This is a genomic window from Enterobacter sp. BRE11, from assembly GCF_031844285.1.
In the GTDB taxonomy this organism is placed as follows: Bacteria; Pseudomonadota; Gammaproteobacteria; order Enterobacterales; family Enterobacteriaceae; genus Pantoea.
In genome coordinates this window covers 18,309-35,512 of record NZ_JAUZUX010000023.1, presented here as the reverse complement: position 1 = coordinate 35,512, position 17,204 = coordinate 18,309, and the positions used below count along the sequence as shown (strand labels likewise).

Sequence of the window (17,204 nt, the reverse complement as noted above, 5' to 3'; positions counted from 1 at the left end):
AATTATTCCTTATGCAGAGTAGAGAAAGCGACGGCGCAGCAGTGCGACGCCGCCTGATAACAGCAGCGCCAGCAGCATTAACAGCGCCAGCGCAGCGAAACTGAGCGGCGTTTCCAGCCGCGCGTTGGCGTGCATCATCAAATAGCCGAGCCCCTCACTGGCACCGACCCATTCGCCGATCACCACGCCGACCGGCGCAAGAATCGCCGCCATTTGCAGACCAGAAAAAAAATGCGGCAGCGCGGCGGGCCAGCGCACATGCAGGAACAGCCGCAGCCGCGAGCGGTTCATGGTCTGCGCCAGCTCCAGCCAGCCGGGCGGCGTGCGGCAGAGCCCGTCGAACAGCGACAGGCAGAGCGGAAAAAAGACGATCAGCGCCGCGACCGCCACTTTTGAGGCGACGCCGAAGCCGAGCCACAGCACCAGCAGCGGCGCCAGCGCGAACACGGGAATCGTCTGACTGGCGGCGACCAACGGAAACAGCAGGCGGCGCAGCAGCGGACTTGCAGCCATCGCTATCGCCAGCGTGACGCCAGCACCGCCGCCCAGCAGCAGCGCCAGCGCGATCTCGCCGAGCGTGTAGCAGGCGTGGTGGATCAGCAGGGCGTGCTGTTGCAGCAGCGCCTGCCCTACCGCCGCTGGAGAGGGCAACAGAAAAGCGGGCACGCCGCTATAGCGCGCCAGCTGCCACGCGCCGCCGACAATCGCCATCAGCCAGGCAAAACTTAACAGGCGCTTAATCATGACTGAGCACCTGGAAAAGCTGGCTCTGCGCCTGCAGGATTGCCTCAGCCTGCGCCGCACGCGGCACCTCGCCCTCGGGCGTCGGCATGTTGCGGACGTGCAGCGGCGCATCCTCCAGCAGATAGATATCATGCGCCAGGCGGCACGCCTCGAGCGGATCGTGCGTAACCAGCAGCAGCGTTTTGCCGCGCAGCAGTTCGGCGGTCAGGCTCTGTAGCCGCAGCCGCGTCATAACGTCGAGGGCGGCGAACGGCTCATCCATCAGCACCACCGGGCGGTCCTGATAGAGCGTGCGCGCCAGCGCCACGCGCTGCCGCATGCCGCCGGAGAGCGAATCGGGCCGCGCATCCCCCAGTCCGGCAAGCTCAACCTGCGTCAGCAGCGCCTCCGCGCGCTGGCTATCAGGCCGCTGGCCGCTGAGCCGCGCGCTGAGCATGACGTTGTCGCGCACCGACAGCCAGGGATAGAGATCGTCACGCTGGCCCATCCAGGCGATTTGCCGCGACAGCGCACCGGGAAGCGAGCTGCTGACGCGCCCCTGCTGCGGCGTTGAGAGCCCCGCCGCCAGCCGCAGCAGCGTGCTCTTGCCCGCGCCGCTGCGCCCCAGCAGCGCGCTGGTTTTGCCACCGCGCAGCCGCAGGCTGAAGCGCGCGCAGAGGGGGGCGCTCTTCCAGCCGAAGGTCACGTCGTCGAAGAGAATATCGGGGCCGTGCGATACCGGGCTCATAGCTGGTTCGCCGCGATAATCGCCAGCCGCTCGACGCCACGCTGCGCCAGCGCGGCAGCCGCTTTCGCCGCGCGAATGCCGCTGGCGCAGACCAGCACCACGCGCCGATCGGCAGGCGGCTGCCACGCGGCGATCGCGTCGGGCAGCAGGCGATCCACCTGCGCCGCCACGCTGTGCGGCGCTTCCGCCAGGCTGCGCAGCTCAACGATACAGTCGTCGGCACGCAGCAGTTCGCGATCGATAAAGGGAATGGCGGGTTGCGTCGGCTCCTGCGCGTCATCAAAGCGAAAGGCGCGAAAGTGCCACTGGCTGAAGTCACAATTTATTACGCTGCCGAGCGGTGACGGACTATGCCCCAGCAGCACGCTGAGGGCCATCTGCGCCTGCATCGCGCCCAGCGTCGCTACCGCCGGTCCCATCACACCGGCGGTGTCGCAGCTGCCAGCGGAGGCGGGCAGCCGGGGAAACAGGGCGCGATAGCCCGGCGCCCCGCCGCAAAAACCGCCAACATAGCCCTGCCGCCCCAGCACCGAGGCGCTGATCAACGGGATATTGCGCGGCCGGCAGGCGTCAGAGAGCGTATAGGTCACAGCAAAGCTGTCCGCAGCGTCAATCGCCAGATCCACCTGCAACAGTGCCTGCTCGACCGTACTGGCGCGCAACGCCTGCTGCCGCGCCTCGGTAACGCAGTCGCGGTTGCGGGCGGCCAGTGCGCGCGCGGCGCAAACCGCCTTCGGCTGGCCGACATCCTCCTCCGTGTAAAGCGTCTGGCGATGCAGATTATGCAGCGCTACCTGGTCAGCGTCCCAGATACGCAGATAGCCGACGCCCGCGCCTGCCAGCAGCGGCAGCAGCGTCGATCCCAGCCCGCCCGCGCCGACCACCAGCACGCGCGCGGCGCGCAGCCGCTGCTGTCCTGCTTCGCCGATTTCCGGCAGCATCTGCTGCCGCTGATAACGATTCATTAGGTTTTCCCGTTAGCTGAACTCTGCCAGGCCAAATACCGGCGTCGACGCGGCGGCCATATCGCGCCGCTCCATCAGGCCCGCCTGATGCGCCTGCTGCCCCGCGCGAATCGCGCTTGCGAAGGCGCCCGCCATCGCTGCCGGATCCTGCGCTTTGGCAACGGCGGTGTTGAGCAGAATGGCGTCGAACCCCATCTCCATCGCCTGCGCCGCCTGGCTCGGCGCGCCGATACCGGCGTCAATCACCAGCGGCACCCCCTTGAACCAGGCGCGGAAGCTGCGCAGCCCGTCGATATTGCGCAGCCCCTGGCCAGAGCCGATGGGCGCGCCCCAGGGCATCAGCACTTCGCAGCCCGCCTCCAGCAGTTTTTCACCGACGATGAGATCCTCGGTGGTATAGGGAAAGACCTGGAAACCGTCAGCGCAGAGAATGCGCGCCGCCTCGACCAGCGCAAAGGGATCGGGCTGCAGCGTGTCGGCGTTGCCGATCACCTCCAGCTTTATCCAGGATGTGTCGAAGAGTTCGCGCGCCATATGCGCCGTGGTCACCGCCTCTTTCACGCTGTGGCAGCCGGCCGTGTTGGGGAGCACGCGGCGGTTGAGCTGGCTGAGCAGCTCGCGAAATGCGCCGCCCTGACTGCCCTCACGCCGCAGGCTGACGGTGATGATCTCCGCCTCCGCGGCGCAGATCGCCTCGTGCAGAATAGCGGGCGACGGATAGCCCGCGGTGCCGAGCAAAAAACGCGAACGGGGAACAAAGCCGTAAAACATGGTTCAGCCTCCCTGCATCGGCGACAGCACTTCCAGGCGGCATCCCGCCTCCAGCCGCTGGCTCTCATACTGCGCGCGCGGCAAAAACTGGCCGTTATAGGCGCTGGCCACGCAGGCGGCGTCGATCTGCCGCTCCTGCAGCAGCGCGGCGACGGTCGTCGCCTCGGTTTCCACTCTCTGACCGTTAAGTTCGATTTGCATCATTCGACTCCTGACTAAGCAGTTGCATAAGCTGCTGCGCCATGGCGGGCGCGAGCAAAAAACCGTGACGGTACATGCCGTTAAGAGAAAAAACGCCGTCTTGATAGCGCACTTCCGGCAGGTTGTGGCGATAGGCGGGACGCCGCCCCGTGCCGCTCTCGACAATGCGCGCTTCGGCCAGCGCCGGATGGATACTCCAGGCGGCGCTGAGCAGCTCCATCATGGCGCGAGCGCTGATCGGGCTGGCGTCGTCGCTCTCGACCATGGTGGCGCCGAGCATAAAGCGGCCACGGGCGCGCGGCACCAGATAGCAGGGAAAGCGGGGATGCAGCAGCCGCACCGGACGGGAGAAATGGAGTTCATCGCACTGCAGGATCAGCATTTCGCCGCGCACCGCGCGCAGGTCGGGCTGGCTAGGGGCGGCGTGAATGCCGCGACAGTCGATCACCTTGCCGCCGGGTTTGCCGCGGTGAAAAGCCACGCCGCGCGTTTCCAGGCTGGCCCGCAGCTGGCGCAGGGCGTCGCGCGGATCAAGGTGCGCTTCGTCGGGAAAAAACAGGCCGCGCGCAAAGCGCCCTGCCAGTTCAGGCTCAAGCTGCGCGGGATCGCGCCACTGGTGCTGCCGCGTCATATGCGCGAAGCGCGTCAGCTCCGCCGTGTCGCGCGGCGCAGCCACCACCAGCGTGCCCTGACGTGCGACGCCATCGACCCGCTGCGCCCACCAGCCGGCGGCGTGCTGCCCCAGCTCAATAACCTGTTCAGGCGCGCTCTCCCCTTCGCAAAAGGGCGCCAGCATGCCGCCCGCCCAGTGCGACGCGGGCGTCTCGTCGCTGAGGATCACCTCTGGCGTCTCGCCCTGTTCAGCCAGCAGCGTCGCGACGCATAAGCCAGCGACGCCGCTGCCGAGCACCGACCAGCGGCTCATAGCGCGCACCCGGCAGAGAAAACGGTTTGAAAAAGAGTCATGTTCACGCAGGCCTCGATGTTGACGACCCGTGATACGTGAAGGGAAAAAGCGTGAGCGGTGAGCAGGCTCGCGCGGCAGGCATCTCAACGAGGTGAAAAACAATGAGATACGAGTCTTCCTACGCCAGTATCAACTGGGTCAGGTTCAAAGGGTCGCTAAACCGCGCGCTGCGCTATTAGCCTCTCAGTCTCTCTGGCGAGACTCCCCCGACGGCCATTAGTTGTAGGGCAACTGCCTGCCCGACGTCAAGCAGAGTGTGTTAATCAGGCGTTAAATCGGCGGTGTCGCGGCGGGCGGTCAGCGCCGATGCCGCAGCCCGACGCCGCTGACGTCGCTCGCTTAAAACCGCATAAATGCCGGCGAACGCCACCAGGCTGGCCCCAATCAGGGTGAGTTTCTCCGGCAGGGTGCCGAGGAAAACCAGGCCGATAATCACCGACCAAAGCAGTGAGCTGTAATCGAACGGGGCGAGCAGCGAGGCGTCGGCGTAGCGCAGGCTCAGCGTCAGCAAAATTTGCGTCAGGCCGCCGCACAGGCCGCACCCCAGCAGCAGAAGCAGCTGCTCTCCCTGCGGCACGCGCCAGCCAAACGGCAGCGTCAGCAGCGAGGTCGCGCCCGTCATGGCGGTAAACCAGAAGGCGATTGCGCCCGGCTTCTCTTTACCGCTGAGGTAGCGGATCTGAATCAGCGCGCCTGCGGTGCAGAGCGCAGAGAGTAGCGCCAGCAAGACGCCGACGGAAGAGGCCAGGCTGGCGACCGTTAGCCTGGGCGCGCCGCTGAGCGACAGGTGGCCGGAGAGCATAATGACGATCCCCACGAAACCGGCCGCGACTGACAGCCAGCGATTCAGCCGCACCTTTTCGCGCAGCACTAAGGCCGCCAGCAGCACGGTGAATAGCGGCGCGGCGTAGTTAATTGCGGTGGCGTCGGTCAGAGAGATATAAATCAGCGACAGATAGCTGAGGTACATGCTGAAGGTGCCCGCCAGGCCGCGACCGATGTGCCCTTTCACGTTGCGGGTTTTAATGTTCTGAATAATGCCGCCCTGAAAGGTTAGCCATACCAGCAGCGGCATGATGCCCACCAGCGAACGAAAGAAGATTACTTCTCCCACCGGAAACGCACCCTCCAGACCTTTTACGCAGGCAAGCATCAGCGTCGAGCTAAGTGTCGCCATAATTTTGAGTGAAATTCCCGTCGACGCGCTCACGTGGCGCTCCTTATTGCCTGTTGCAGAAAAGAGCGTTCAGAGTAACCCAGACGCACGGCGCGAGCGGGGGGAAACCTCAGTAAATACAGCGTATTCTGCCTTTATGAAGCGGCCGGACAGCATAAATATGCGCCTGGTTTTTTCGCTGTTTCGCTGCGGGCGATAAAGAGCGTTATTTCCCGTCTTGCCTGGCGAGGATAAATATATTTTTTGCCCTGACAAGAAGTGCGCTAAGCATCGTTCAAAGCGCCAACGCAAACAAAATCAGACCAGGATAAAATGATATAAAAGCGCAACGTAAACGCCAGCAATATAAATTAACCTACTGATAATAAATAATTTATACATAAAAACATTATTAATACAGCTCGAGCAAATCAGATAAGCGTGGATTATATAAACTGTTTATTAAACCGGCATTTAAATATCTCTGGCAAAAAAAATTGTGCGGCCCACCCTGAAAAGCAAAAAGGCGTCTTATTATTAATGCTGATCTCTCAACAGGTGGATTTAATAATCTTTCGCGAAATTTAATGTGACAAACTTCACATATGTGCCAGGCTTATTATTATCCGAAAACGATGTGCAAGGAGCTAAGCATGAGTAATCAAAACGACAAAACTCTCGTCCCGGTTGAATTTCCGACACCCTCTTTCCCAGGGCAGAAACAACCCGTGCCTGGTCTTGCCAGCAAAATGGAGCCGGTTCCAGACCACGGGGAAACAACGTACCGTGGTACGGGCCGCCTGACCGGCCGTAAGGCGCTGATCACCGGCGGTGATTCGGGCATCGGCCGCGCTGTGGCTATCGCCTATGCCCGTGAAGGCGCCGACGTGGCCATTAACTATCTGCCAGAAGAAGAGTCCGATGCGGCGGAAGTGATTCAGCTGATTGAAGCGGAAGGCCGTAAAGCCGTGGCGATCCCGGGCGACATTCGCGACGAAGCCTTTTGCCAGTCACTGGTAAAACAGGCTGTTGAAAAGCTCGGCGGACTGGATATTCTGGTCAACAACGCAGGCCGTCAGCAGTTTAATGAGTCGATCCGTACCCTCTCCACCGAAGACTTTGACGCCACGTTCAAAACCAACGTCTACGCGATGTTCTGGATCACCAAAGCGGCGGTGGATTATCTGCCACGCGGCGCATCCATTATCAATACCTCGTCCGTACAGGCTTATCAGCCTAGCGAAATTTTGCTCGATTATGCGCAAACCAAAGCCTGTATCGTCGCCTTCACCAAAACCATGGCACAGCAGCTGGGCAAAGAAGGCATCCGCGTAAACGCGGTGGCGCCCGGTCCTTACTGGACGCCGCTGCAGGTTTCCGGCGGTCAGCCGCAGGAAAAAGTGAAAGAGTTCGGTGCCAGCGCGCCGCTGGGCCGCCCCGGCCAGCCGGTTGAAATCGCGCCGCTCTATGTGACCCTCGCCTCGGTCGAAAGCAGCTACACCTCTGGTCAGGTATGGTGCTCCGACGGCGGCACCGGCACGCTGTAACCCCCTGCTTTTTGTCAAACTGGCCGCCCTGTGCGGCCAGTTTTTTCGTCTGTAGAGAATGCGTTTCAGACAAGGATGCTTCTGATGAAAAATGGTGATTACGCCTCGCCCATTCGCGAGGAGGGATTTGCTGGCCTCGGCGACTACGCTGCCATTGGCGAAGGGCGCTCCGTTGCGTTAATTGCGCCCGATGGCGCCATCGACTGGTGGTGTGCCCCAAACCTGGATTCGCCGCCGCTGTTTGACCGCTTGCTCGACCCGGCTATCGGCGGCTTTTTTTCGCTGACGCCCGTTAAGCCCTGGCGCGTGCAGCGCCACTATCGCGAAGAGAGCAATGTGCTGGAAACCTGTTTCTCCACTGACGAAGGGGAAGTGCGCCTGACCGAATCGCTCAACAGCACGCTGGCGGGGCGGCTGCCGTGGAGCGAACTGGCACGTCGCGTAGAAGGGGTGCGCGGCAGCGTAACGCTTAAACTGCATTTGCGTTTCGGCACTGTGGCGGAAACGCGATCGCCCTGGATGGGCGAGACTACGCAGGGCAATGTGTTTCATATCGGCGATATCATGGCGATGCTGCGCACCAGCGACGACGTGAAGATCACCCATATGGATGACGAAGAGGTGATCGCCGAACTGACCACGCAGCCGGATTCTCGCTCGCTGGTGGCGCTGCTGATTACCCAGCGCGAACCGCTGGCGGTGCCCGATCTCGACGCCATCGATACCCGTATTGAAACCAGCCATACTGCCTGGCAGGACTGGTGTAAAAGCCTGAGCTACGAGGGCGAGTACAAAGTCCACGTAAAACGCTCGGCGCTGTCGCTGAAGTTTCTGTGGTACTCCCCCACTGGCGCGCTGGCTGCAGCGGCCACCACCTCGCTGCCGGAAGGCATCGGCGGAGAAAAGAATTACGACTATCGCTACGCCTGGGTGCGCGACGCCTGCCTGATTATTAAATCTTTCGTCTATCTTGGCGCACTGGAGGACTGCAAGGCGGCTTTCTCATGGCTGTCGCAGACCATTCTGCGCCACGGCATTGAGCTGCGCACCTGCTATACGCTGGAGGGCGATATCGTACCGCCGGAGCGTTATCCAGCGCTGCGCGGCTACAAAGATTCGCAGCCGGTACGCGTCGGCAATAACGCACGCGACCAGCGCCAGCTAAGCATGTATGGCGATATGCTCGCCACGGCGCAGCTGTTTATCGAAGCGGGCCACGTGCTGGATCTGGGCACCTCGCGCCTGTTGGGCCAGCTGGCGAACCACTGCGCCGACCGCTGGCGTCTGAAGGATTCAGGCATCTGGGAGCTGCCCGATGAACAGCACTATACCCATTCGAAAATGGCGTGCTGGCTGGCGCTGGATCGCGCGGTCGTCATGGCCGAGGCGCGCCATATCGAACCCACCTGGATGGCGCGCTGGGCGCGTGAGCGCGACCGCATCCGCGACTGGATAGAAACACACTGCTGGTCAGAGAGCAAGCAGGCCTATCTGTTTTACGTCGGCAGCGAAGATCGGCTGGATGCATCGCTGGCGCTGGTGCATCACTACGGCAACGCGGTCAACCCGGCGCGTATGCGTTCAACCTATGCGGCGATCCAGCGCGAGCTAGGCCAGGGGCGCGCCATGCTGTACCGCTACAGCGGCGTGGAAGAGGAAGAGAGCACCTTTATTGCCTGCTCGTTCTGGCTGGCAGAGGCCTGGGCCTCAATGGGCGAAATCGACAAGGCACGCGCCTGCATGGAGGAGATCCTGGAGACGCTGTGCGACAGCGGCAACGTTGAGATCTTTAATGAAATGTTTGATGTGCGCAGCAACGAGTGGCGCGGCAACCTGCCACAGGGCCTCAGCCACCTGGCCCTGATCTGTGCTGCGCAGGCGCTAACCTGTCATCAACGTAATCAGAACACCAAAGGAGAAGCCTGATGGCGATCAGAGGCATTGAGCATATTGGCATCACCGTCAGCAATATTGAGCAGGCGGAAAATTTCTTTATAAAGGCGCTCGACGCGTCCATTCTCTATCGCATCGTGCCCTGGCAACAGAGCGAGCAGCGTATCAGCGGCGACCAGATGCGTCCGGTTAACGGCTTTCCGTCGCAGCTGAGCGTGGTTGGGCTGTCAATGTTACGCCTGGGCAACGGCTGTAACGTGGAGCTGTTTCAGCTCGATCCGGGAATTGCTGACGATTTAGCGAATATTGGTCAGCCTGGCGTTAACCATTTCTCTATTCTCGTAGAGGATATCAACGCGACCGCAGAAAAACTGAAGGCGCACGGCGCGCGCTTTTACGACGGCCCAAACGACTGCTTTGCGCAGGAGGAAGGCGCAGGCAATCAGACCTGGTTCTGCCTGACGCCGTTTGGCGTACTTATCGAGCTAATCGCTCTGCCCTCGCCGCTGGACTACGACAGCGAAGCGACCCAGACGCGCTGGCTGCCCGCCGAATAACTGCTGTAACAGACCGCGCTTCGGCGCGGCTGCCCCACCCTGCTAGGACTATTCTGAATCACTGGCAGTCGCAAATTAATGTATATTTTTTACGGCAGCTTAAACCTGTACACCCTTATTATTCGCATACAACTTCACATATATTCTCTTTTATTTCCAGCCGCTTCTGCCAGCCAGATTAATTACTCTGTTATTTAACCTGCCATTTATCGCCTCGCCGCAGCGCTTGCGGAATAAAACAGGGCTTCTAATCTTAAGGCTGTAAGACGCACACAGCTTTGCAAACCGGCTGTGTTATTTCTCACTCATGAAGAGGACCCATTATGGCTCAACATCGAGGCGGATCAGGTAACTTTGCTGAAAATCGTGAAAGAGCGTCAGAAGCTGGTCGTAAAGGCGGACAGCACAGCGGCGGCAACTTTAAGAATGACCGTGAAAAAGCGTCCGAAGCGGGTAAAAAAGGCGGGCAGAACAGCCGCCGGGGCTCCTGAGCACCTGTCCCCCCACTAGGGTTCGGCGGTGTGAAAAGCGATGTGAAAACAGGACATCGCTGAACTTAAGCCGCCAGTCACTGCGCCGGGTTGCAAAACCTGGCGCATATTTTTTTCTGCCCGCACACTAAACCGCCGCACTTCTTCATTAATTACCCCGCACAGGCGCTACACCCGTTAATCAGAGCCAGCCGTCAAGACTGGCCCATTATGATTAAAAGGTGGCGTTTACGCCGATATTCCAGCCGATTTGATGCGCATCGCGATTGCCGCCAACTGCCGATACGCCGGCAAAAGCATTGACCGTTTCGCCCAGCGGAACGTTGGCGCCGACGGCGGCGTCCAGCCAGTTGCTGTCGCGTGCGCCTGTGGTTCGGCTGAAAGCGGTGCGGGTTGACTTCAGGCCGGCGGTTACGGTGGAGTCAGTATCGCCAAACTGATGGTTGTAGCTCACCTGAGCCCAGGGATTAACCGGCCACTGATGGCTGTCGATGCGCCAGCCGATGGCGCCGATTTGCGAATGGCTGGTCTGGTCACCGTAGCGCATTGACGTACTGCTGTTGCCCTCTTCGCGGTAGCCGCCGATACGGCCATAATCGAGCGCATAGCTGGCGATGGGGCCGGTTGTAAGATGCTCGCTCAGCGGCAGGTCCCAGCCGGTTTGCACGCGCATGCCCAGCAGCTTGCCGCCGGTGTTCCCCTGCTCGGTCCGGGTGGCCGGACCGATTTTTATGTCGCGCTGGATATCGTCAAAATCCAGGTCGGCATAGTGCAGATCGGCGTTAATCCATGCCTGATCGCCCAGTTCAAGCTGGCTGTAAAGCGCCAACAGATTGCCGCGCAGTCGGTAGTCGTAGCGCGAGGAAGGCGTCTGCCGCTGATTGGTATTCGAGAAGATCACCCCAGTCTGCCAGCTATCAGTAAGCTGATAGCCGAGCCCCAGCGTAAAGCTGGCGGTGGTGGCGTCGCCGTTGTACCAGGCATCGCCTTTGTAGTCCACATGCTGGCCAGCATAGCCGCCGAATACTGACAGATCGCCCGCACTGCTCGTCTGATGCCGCTGCTGTTGCAGGTGCCCGTCCAGCGTGCTTTGCATATCGCGCGCCAGGGTTTGCGGCGCCTGGGAGAGGGCCGCGACCTGCGCGGGCGCGTCGAGAATCGACTGAATATAGTCCGCCATCATCGCATGTACGTCGGGGCTGGGGTGCAAACGGTCAGCAAACAGATAGGCCTGGGCGCTGGAGAAGCCGGCGTCGGTAGAGGCGCATTCATCCGCTGCGGTGCCGACCGGGCAGGCAATGCCGATGGTATTGGTCAGGCCGTAGCGGGTCGGATCGGCGATCACCTCGTTAAACAGCCCGGCAATATCGACGCGTACAATATTGCCGTTAAGCGTCGCCAGCCCCTGCTCCTCCTGCTGGTTATAGCCCGCCGTCAGCGCCGAAACCTGCGTGCTCAGTGCCTCCCAGGCGCGATAAAGCAGTTGCGCCAGCGCGTCGCGCTGGGCTGGCACGGCGGTCACCTGAGCCGCCGCCTGGGTGAAGGCGTTGCGTACCGCCTGCTGGCGCGAGGCGACATCGGGCGTGGCGGTGCCTGCGAGGGACTGAAAGGCGGCAGTTGTGGCCGCGCTGGAGGCGGGCCCCAGCGCGCGTAACACCGTCTGGATCATATAGGGGGTTTCGCCCAGCTGCGGGACGGTCGGCACAATCACCGCGCCTGCGCCAGCATCCAGCAAGGTCTTCACCTGCGCCGTCGCCGCTGCCGCGCTGGTGCTGAGCGTATTGGTCGCGGTAGCAGGATTGGTGACGGCGGCGGCAACGTCGTTAGCGCCGATCCAGTGGATATAAAGTCCGTTGCTGTCGGCGCGTCCGCCGGTCGAGCTCAGGTAGCCGGCGAGCTGGTCTTCAGTATTGAGCCGGGGATCGAGTTGCGGCCGTGATACTGCGCCACCCTGCGCATAGTTGCTGCCGCCCAGCCTCGAGCGCTGTAGGTCCTGCCCCAGATGTGCAGCCAGAATCTCATCATAGAGCGGATGGCGAGCACCGTCCCAGGTAAAACGGCCGATATTGCCGCTGTCGCTCAGGCTGTCACCAAACACGGTAAGGCTATCCCACGCCAGCGCCGACAGCGGCGTCATTAAGACGCCAAGGGCAGCAAGGGCAGCGAGAGAACGCGCGTCTTTAAGGGTTTTCATCATCGACTCCGGAAATCGCCAGGCGTCACTCGCCCGGCCGCAGGGTTGAAAGACAGACGCGGTCGAAGATGCCCGCGCAGCCTGAAAAGCGCCGCATCACTGATGCAACGTAAAAAAATTGTTAACAAGGACGATTAAAAAACTAGTCAGAGAAAAGCGCTATTGCCACTCTTTCGGCAATATTTTGTCAGGCAAGGGTTAAAACGAAGCGGAGGGTAACGCGTTGTTGTGCCAGCACTCCTCGCTGGCACAGACTTTTCAGGCGGCCTGGATTTGATAAATCCAGGCAGTGACGAGATCGCCTTTTTCAGTGTTCACTGTAACTGGCACGCGTTCGTAACCCGCTTCAAATTCATCCAGCATCGGCCAGTGCTGCGCCAGGCTGGTTGACTGAAAAACATAGCCATGTACAGGCGATCCCTTGGCATCCAGCTGGATAGCCGGGAATCCCAGCGCCGCGCCCCAGCCCGACTCATGCAGTACGCCCTTCACCCACCCCGCCAGCCAGTCACCGCCGATATTTTCCAGAATATGGGCGCTGGAACGCCCCGGACACAAGGTGCCGTAGACAAACAGCTTTTCCATTTACTACCTCCTTTTAAAAGCGAAAGCCTGACTTTACCGACGATGTCAGGCAATGTCATGCTCTGCGCCGGTTACAGTGAACAGATCTGACGTCTGACTGGGCTACTGATTACAGTGAATGTTGTCGCATCGACGTCAGCACCACACTGCTGATTACAGTGAATGTGTTTGCGTCTGTGAAAGCACAGCGCGGCTGATTACAGTCAATCTGCCTGCATAGCTGCCCGACATGCGAACAACAGGCCGATCTGTTTAATCCCTGAGCGATTGTGGGATGAAATGTGATCGCATCTGTCAGTTACCAGACATTCACTGTAATCAGTAGAGAGATGAGAAAGGAGAGCGCGCTACCCATCGACGGTTAGCGCCAGGCAAAGCTGGCGATTTCAGGCTGAAACGCTTAAAAATCAAGGGGCTTATCCTTCAGCCCCTTTTGTTGTTACCAGCGCGTCTGCGCCATATCGATAACGAAGCGATATTTGACGTCGCCCTGTAGCATACGAGCGAAGGCGCTTTCGATCTCTTCACCCGCGATCATTTCGACGTCGGCGGTAATGTTGTGTTGGCCGCAGAAGTCGAGCACCTCCTGCGTTTCGCGGATGCTGCCGATAGAGGTGCCGCTAATGCTCAGTCGGCGGAAAACCATCGGCGTGACATTCGGCGACGGGTGTGGCCGATCGGGAATGCCCACCAGAACCAGCTGACCGTTGGTTTTCAGGGTCGCCAGATAGGGATCAAGATCGTGCGGCGCGGCGACGCAGTCGAGAATGATATCCAGTGAGGCCTGACGGGCAGCCATCTGCTGCTCATCGCGCGATACCACTACGTGGCTGGCGCCCAGGCGACGCGCATCGGCACCCTTTTCCGGCGAGGTGGTAAACAGCGTCACCTCTGCGCCCAGCGCGCTGGCCAGCTTCACCGCCATATGCCCTAGCCCGCCCAGCCCGATTACGCCAACTTTGTCCCCTGGCTGCACCTTATGGTGACGCAGCGGCGACCAGACGGTTACGCCAGCGCAGAGCAGCGGCGCGACCGCTTTCAGATCGAGAGTCTGCGGAATAGAAACCACAAAATGCTGATCGGCAATCAGATGCTGAGCGTAGCCGCCGAAAGTGGGGGCGCCAGTATATTTATCGGTTCCGTTATAGGTGGGCGTAAAGCCTGTCTCGCAGTATTGCTCTTCCTGCTGCTGGCAAAAATGGCACTGGCCGCAGGCGTCAACCATTACACCGACACCGACAACGTCGCCCGCTTTAAAGCGGGTGACGTTAGCGCCAGCGGCTTCGACGCGTCCGACAATTTCATGGCCAGGCACCAGCGGATAACGGCTTACGCCCCACTCATTGCGCGCCATATGCAGATCGGAATGGCATACGCCGCAGTAGATAATGGCAATTTTAACGTCGTCCGGCTGCAGTTCGCGTAACTCGACCTGACCGACAGCCAGCGGTTGCGTCGCCTGCTGAGCGACCAGTGCGTTAATTTTCATGGTGTCCTCCTGATGTCTGCCTGAAGCGGCAAAGAAAGCGGCCCACTATAGACAGGCGGGGAAGCTATTGGTAGTAGTTACCTTTTGGTGACCACAAGGAAATTTTGCCATGCCAGCCTGGATTGATGGAAAGCTGATGTTTTTCGCGGATTCACCGCCGCGGCGTCTGCTGGAGCTGTTTGCCGTAAAGTGGAGCACGATGGTGCTGCACGCCCTTTATCACTGGCCTGAGCAGCGCGCGCGCACGGGTGAACTGCAGCGCAGCCTGCAGGGAATTTCCAAAAAAATGCTGGTGCAGACGCTGCGTGAGCTGGAGCAGCGCGGGCTGGTGTCGCGCAAAGTGTTTGAAGTGGTGCCGCCTAAGGTGGAGTACGCGCTGACACCGCTGGGTAAAACCTTTGCCGAACCGATTGAGCGGATGTATCAGTGGGGGCTGGAGCATCAGGCCGCGCTGGATGAGATGGAGCAGAATCTCGAGGCAGCGCGGCGGCAGGCGTAACCCCGCGGCACCGCATGCGGGGTCGGCAGAAGCTTATCCGAAGGGAAATTCGCGCGAGAGCACGCGAGCGATAACGTTTAACGCGCCGTCGTCATTATTGCTTTCGGTTTTATAACGCGCCACGGCGCGCACCGGCTCCACGGCGTTCGCCATCGCAAAGCTGAAGCAGGCCTGGCGCAGCATCTCCAGATCGTTGGCACTGTCGCCGATAGCGACCACTTCGCAATCGCTGATGCCCCATTTTTCCTGCAGCAGCGCAATGCCGTGCGCTTTGTGGCAGCCCGGAATAATCAGATCGATAAAGCCATAGCCGCTGGAGACCGGATGCATAATGTTTTCGATCTCGCCCAGTTGATTATGCAGGCGCGCCAGCAGCGCATCGACGCCTTCATGCGCCAGGTTCAGGGAAAATTTAAAGATGGTGTCGTCGAGAGCGTAGAGATCGTCGCGTTTCTCCAGCCGGGCATAATGGTTGGACAGCAGGTTGACTACCTCATCCGGGACCGATGAGTGAACGTAGGCGCCATTACGCCCGCACACTACGGTGCTGATATCGGGCTCTTTTGCCAGGATGTCCAGCACCTGATGCACGCGCGATTGCGCCAGCTCGCCACAAAAAATCTCTTCATTGCTGTCTGAAACCCAGGCGCCGTTCTCGGCAACAAACGCAATTTCATCCTTAATTTCAGGAAAGTAACGCTGCAGCTGGTAGTACTGATTGCCGCTGGCGACCACGAAACGAATGCCTCTCTCTTTCAACAGCGCGTACTGTCGTAAAAAGCGCTGAACGTTGTACTCCTTGTTGTCGTCGAGAAAGGTGCCATCCATATCCACCGCGATCATCTTTACCGCCATTGTCATCTCCTTGCTGAGGCTGTTGTTTTAGTGATGCCCACTCAATGAGTAAAGCTTACCCGCAGTGTGGATTAATGAGAATTCTAATAATAAGAATGTTCAGGGCTTTCGGAGCTTTCCTGACGTCATGTGCAGGCGATCACGAAACGGGGGGTTGCCTAATCATAGCTGCTCTGCTTAAACTTACGAACGAAACATAATTTTATTACAAATGAAAAACAGTTACCAGCCTACGGAGGCCAAAATGACCCTACACACACAGACTACGCCGTTGCCCGACGACACCAGCGTAGCGATTCGCACCTTTAAACAGCAGCTTCGTGAGCAAATCGGCGATGTCGAGGCGCTTTTCGCCCGTGTCAGCCAGCGCATCGAAAGCGCGATTGCAGAAGCAAAAGAGGAAGAGCATCAATACGGTACGGCATGGCCGATTGTGTCGCTGGACGCTATCGCGCAGGGAGCGGTTTCGAATGAAACCCTGGCGCGCATTAAACGACGCGGCTGCGTCGTGGTGAAGCAGCAGTTTCCTCGCGAGCAGGCGCTGGCGTGGGATCAATCGCTGCTGGACTATCTCGATCTGAATGACTTCGACGTGCAGTATCGCGGCCCCGGCGATAATTTCTTCGGCAGCCTTGAAGCGTCACGTCCGGAAATTTTTCCCATCTACTGGTCGCAGGCGCAGATGCAGGCGCGCCAGAGCGACGCCACCGCGCAGGTGCAGTCTTTCCTGAATCGTCTGTGGCGTTTCTCTTCACAAGGCAAGCAGTGGTTCGATCCTGACGTCAGCATTATTTATCCCGACCGCATCCGTCGTCGTCCGCCGGGCACCACCTCGAAAGGGCTGGGCGCGCACACTGATTCCGGCGCGCTGGAGCGCTGGCTGCTGCCCGCTTATCAGCAGGTGTTCGCCGCCGTCTTCCGTGGCGATATAGAGGCTTACGATCCCTGGGACGCAGCGTGGCGCACCGAGGTGAATGAGTACGACGTGCCCGACACCACCAAATGCTCCGCGTTTCGCACTTTCCAGGGCTGGACCGCACTGTCAGATATGCTCGCCGGACAGGGTCTGCTGCATGTGGTGCCGGTGCCGGAGGCGATGGCCTATATTCTGCTGCGTCCGCTGCTCGACGACGTACCGGACGACGAGCTGTGCGGCGTCGCGCCCGGCAAGGTGCTGCCCGTCAGCGAGAAGTGGCATCCGCTGCTGATTAACGGCCTCTGCTCGATTCCGCCGCTGGAAGCGGGTGATTCGGTATGGTGGCACTGCGACGTCATCCATTCCGTCGCGCCGGTGGTAAATCAGCAGGGCTGGGGCAACGTGATGTATATTCCCGCCGCGCCGATGTGCGCCAAAAACCGCGCCTGCGCGCAGGCGGTCGCCGAAGCGCTGGCGCTCGGCCGGTCGCCCGCCGATTTCCCGCCTGAGGATTACGAAACAGGCTGGCGCGATCGCTTTACGTTCGACGATCTCAACGACAACGGCCGCCGCGCACTCGGTCTGGCCTGATCATTGCCGCGCAGCGTCCCCTGCGCGGCCTCTCTCTGCTACACTGGCGCCACCCT

Annotated in this window: 17 protein-coding genes and 1 riboswitch; of the genes, 6 read left to right on the top strand and 11 right to left on the bottom strand. The window is 60.2% G+C overall.

The genetic code is table 11. From position 1 onward, the window contains the following. Window positions 1-9 precede the first annotated feature (9 nt). The 7 genes from Q9R34_RS20005 to Q9R34_RS19975 all read right to left on the bottom strand — a co-directional run bounded on the left by Q9R34_RS20005 (window position 10) and on the right by Q9R34_RS19975 (window position 5,585). The gene (locus Q9R34_RS20005) at window positions 10-744 is read right to left on the bottom strand and encodes an ABC transporter permease (protein ID WP_485896066.1); all 735 of its coding nucleotides are present in this window, start codon (window positions 742-744) and stop codon (window positions 10-12) included. Next, window positions 737-1,471 (bottom strand): ABC transporter ATP-binding protein, encoded by a 735-nt coding sequence (locus Q9R34_RS20000; protein WP_485896064.1) that lies wholly within the window; start codon window positions 1,469-1,471, stop codon window positions 737-739. Before Q9R34_RS20000 ends, Q9R34_RS20005 begins: the two co-directional genes overlap by 8 nt. Then, window positions 1,468-2,436: a HesA/MoeB/ThiF family protein gene (locus tag Q9R34_RS19995; protein WP_485896062.1), complete on the bottom strand. Its 969-nt coding sequence runs from the start codon at window positions 2,434-2,436 to the stop codon at window positions 1,468-1,470. Before Q9R34_RS19995 ends, Q9R34_RS20000 begins: the two co-directional genes overlap by 4 nt. Before the next feature lie 12 nt (window positions 2,437-2,448). Next, window positions 2,449-3,207, bottom strand: coding sequence for a thiazole synthase (locus Q9R34_RS19990; protein ID WP_485896060.1), 759 nt, complete (start codon window positions 3,205-3,207; stop codon window positions 2,449-2,451). Between the two features lie 3 nt (window positions 3,208-3,210). Further along, window positions 3,211-3,408, bottom strand: coding sequence for a sulfur carrier protein ThiS (gene thiS / locus Q9R34_RS19985; RefSeq protein ID WP_434123510.1), 198 nt, complete (start codon window positions 3,406-3,408; stop codon window positions 3,211-3,213). Continuing rightward, window positions 3,392-4,333 carry an FAD-dependent oxidoreductase gene (locus Q9R34_RS19980; RefSeq protein WP_485896058.1) on the bottom strand — a complete coding sequence of 314 codons (942 nt, stop codon included), beginning with the start codon at window positions 4,331-4,333 and terminating at the stop codon, window positions 3,392-3,394. The genes thiS and Q9R34_RS19980 overlap by 17 nt, the downstream gene beginning before the upstream one ends. A gap of 140 nt (window positions 4,334-4,473) precedes the next feature. Continuing rightward, a riboswitch (TPP riboswitch) is annotated at window positions 4,474-4,593 on the bottom strand. 41 nt (window positions 4,594-4,634) lie between these two features. After that, the gene (locus tag Q9R34_RS19975) at window positions 4,635-5,585 is read right to left on the bottom strand and encodes a DMT family transporter (protein ID WP_485896056.1); all 951 of its coding nucleotides are present in this window, start codon (window positions 5,583-5,585) and stop codon (window positions 4,635-4,637) included. A 599-nt stretch (window positions 5,586-6,184) separates the two neighbouring features. Here Q9R34_RS19975 and Q9R34_RS19970 point away from each other — a divergent pair. The 4 genes from Q9R34_RS19970 (at window position 6,185) to Q9R34_RS19955 (ending at window position 10,019) form a co-directional block, all read left to right on the top strand. After that, on the top strand, window positions 6,185-7,078 hold the full coding sequence (locus tag Q9R34_RS19970) for an SDR family oxidoreductase (RefSeq protein WP_434123506.1): 894 nt from the start codon (window positions 6,185-6,187) through the stop codon (window positions 7,076-7,078). Between the two features lie 84 nt (window positions 7,079-7,162). After that, entirely contained in the window at window positions 7,163-9,004 is a 1,842-nt protein-coding gene (locus tag Q9R34_RS19965) for a glycoside hydrolase family 15 protein (RefSeq protein ID WP_485896054.1), read from the top strand. After that, a complete protein-coding gene (locus Q9R34_RS19960) occupies window positions 9,004-9,528 on the top strand; it encodes a VOC family protein (protein WP_485896052.1) in 525 nt (174 codons plus the stop codon). The genes Q9R34_RS19965 and Q9R34_RS19960 overlap by 1 nt, the downstream gene beginning before the upstream one ends. A 323-nt stretch (window positions 9,529-9,851) precedes the next feature. Next, a complete protein-coding gene (locus Q9R34_RS19955; protein ID WP_071997418.1) occupies window positions 9,852-10,019 on the top strand; it encodes a con-10 family general stress protein in 168 nt (55 codons plus the stop codon). A 214-nt stretch (window positions 10,020-10,233) separates the two neighbouring features. On the opposite strand, the gene Q9R34_RS19950 is transcribed toward Q9R34_RS19955, so the two are convergent. From Q9R34_RS19950 to Q9R34_RS19940, 3 genes are all read right to left on the bottom strand, one after another. After that, the gene (locus tag Q9R34_RS19950) at window positions 10,234-12,213 is read right to left on the bottom strand and encodes an autotransporter outer membrane beta-barrel domain-containing protein (protein WP_434123502.1); all 1,980 of its coding nucleotides are present in this window, start codon (window positions 12,211-12,213) and stop codon (window positions 10,234-10,236) included. A gap of 258 nt (window positions 12,214-12,471) precedes the next feature. Then, complete coding sequence (locus Q9R34_RS19945) at window positions 12,472-12,798, bottom strand: gamma-glutamylcyclotransferase family protein (protein WP_485896049.1); 327 nt, start codon at window positions 12,796-12,798, stop codon at window positions 12,472-12,474. 439 nt (window positions 12,799-13,237) lie between these two features. Further along, complete coding sequence (locus Q9R34_RS19940) at window positions 13,238-14,287, bottom strand: NAD(P)-dependent alcohol dehydrogenase (RefSeq protein ID WP_485896047.1); 1,050 nt, start codon at window positions 14,285-14,287, stop codon at window positions 13,238-13,240. Window positions 14,288-14,396: 109 nt separating this feature from the next. On the opposite strand from Q9R34_RS19940, the gene Q9R34_RS19935 reads away from it, so the two are divergent. Then, window positions 14,397-14,786 carry a winged helix-turn-helix transcriptional regulator gene (locus Q9R34_RS19935; protein WP_485896045.1) on the top strand — a complete coding sequence of 130 codons (390 nt, stop codon included), beginning with the start codon at window positions 14,397-14,399 and terminating at the stop codon, window positions 14,784-14,786. A gap of 33 nt (window positions 14,787-14,819) precedes the next feature. On the opposite strand, the gene Q9R34_RS19930 is transcribed toward Q9R34_RS19935, so the two are convergent. Beyond that, entirely contained in the window at window positions 14,820-15,641 is an 822-nt protein-coding gene (locus Q9R34_RS19930) for a Cof-type HAD-IIB family hydrolase (RefSeq protein ID WP_485896043.1), read from the bottom strand. A 244-nt stretch (window positions 15,642-15,885) separates the two neighbouring features. Here Q9R34_RS19930 and Q9R34_RS19925 point away from each other — a divergent pair, with 244 nt between their 5' ends. Continuing rightward, window positions 15,886-17,148 (top strand): DUF1479 domain-containing protein, encoded by a 1,263-nt coding sequence (locus tag Q9R34_RS19925; protein ID WP_485896041.1) that lies wholly within the window; start codon window positions 15,886-15,888, stop codon window positions 17,146-17,148. Window positions 17,149-17,204: the final 56 nt, after the last annotated feature.